We start from the raw sequence: 1,460 nt of genomic DNA on the forward strand, positions 1-1,460 counted from the left end.
GAGAGTATAAAATATTTTGTGTAAATGAAAATTTCCATGTAAAAAGGAAGACCTTCTCTTGGTAGAATTAAGTCACCACAACCAATCCTAGAAAAGAGGTCTTCCCTATGAATCAGTTTACAACAGAAATTATCGATGCACTAGTAAAAAAACAAGATATTACCGAGGTTTTTCGTTCGCACTTGGAAATGGCGATCAACTCGCTACTTGTGACAGAGTTAACGGAATTTCTAGATTATGAAAAATATGACCGTATTGGCTTTAATTCAGGCAACTCACGCAATGGGTCTTATTCGCGTACGCTTCACACAGAGTACGGCGATTTAGCCATTCAAATTCCACGTGATCGCAATGGTGAGTTCAAACAACAGACCGTGGCTCCGTATAAGCGTTCGAATGATACGCTTGAAGATACGGTGATTCACCTGTTTAAAAAAGGCATTACGATGGCTGAAATTGCCCAGTTAATCGAAAAAATGTACGGCCATCACTATACGCCTCAAACGATTTCGAATATGACAAAAGCGGTTTCAGAAACAGTCGATGCATTTAACAACCGTTCGTTGCATAATCGTTACGTATGCGTGTATTTAGATGCGACGTATATTGCCGTGCGTCGTGATACGGTGTCCAAAGAAGCTGTCTATATCGCTGTTGGTATTCGCGAAGACGGCTCTAAAGAGGTACTCGCTTATACGATTGCCCCAACAGAGTCTGCTTACAACTGGCAAGAGCTACTAGAAGAGCTGAAAGACCGTGGTGTAGAAGACGTCTTATTATTCGTATCAGACGGCTTAAAAGGCATGGCAGACGCTGTTTTCACTGTGTTTCCAAAAGCAAAATATCAAGTCTGTTTAGTTCATGTCGGTCGCAATATTATGCATAAAGTACGCGTAGAGGATCGCAAGGAAGTCTGCGAAGATTTTAAAATGATTCACCAGGCAAAGGACGCCGAAGCAGCTGAGCTAGCACTTGGGCAGTTCTGCGAGAAATGGAGCAAATCGTACAAAAAAGTTACACAAGGCTTACTAAATAACCCGTATTTACTGACGTTTTATCAGTTTCCAAAAGCAATTTGGCGAAGCATCTACTCGACCAATTTAATTGAGTCGTTCAATAAGCAAATCAAAAAATATACAAAGCGCAAGGAACAGTTTCCGAACGAAGAATCACTGGAACGTTTTTTAGTGACGCAGTTCGAGGACTACAATCAACGTTTCGCCTCACGCTGTCACATCGGCTTCAATCAGGCACGTGCAGAGTTGGAAGAGATGTTTGAGCAGCTACATGAACCGACAAACTAACCGGGACGTGCCAGCGCGAAATTTGGGTGTCTAGGAAAGGGCTAGCCCTTTCCTAGACACCCAAATCAACACTTCGAACAAATCTATTTGAATACGAAGGTGATCATCTACCTTGAGAAGTTGAAAAGTCATTTACACAAAAATATTGACAGTACC

1 protein-coding gene is annotated in these 1,460 nt (G+C 41.8%); it reads left to right on the forward strand.

Going from position 1 to position 1,460, the window contains the following annotated elements:
* Positions 1–107: 107 nt before the first annotated feature.
* Positions 108–1,304: an IS256 family transposase gene (locus ACTQ5K_RS25375; protein ID WP_031540362.1), complete on the forward strand. Its 1,197-nt coding sequence runs from the start codon at positions 108–110 to the stop codon at positions 1,302–1,304.
* The last annotated feature ends 156 nt before the right edge of the window (positions 1,305–1,460 follow it).

It is taken from the genome of Niallia sp. Sow4_A1, from assembly GCF_052116745.1.
GTDB classification, from domain to species: Bacteria; Bacillota; Bacilli; order Bacillales; family Cytobacillaceae; genus Niallia; species Niallia hominis.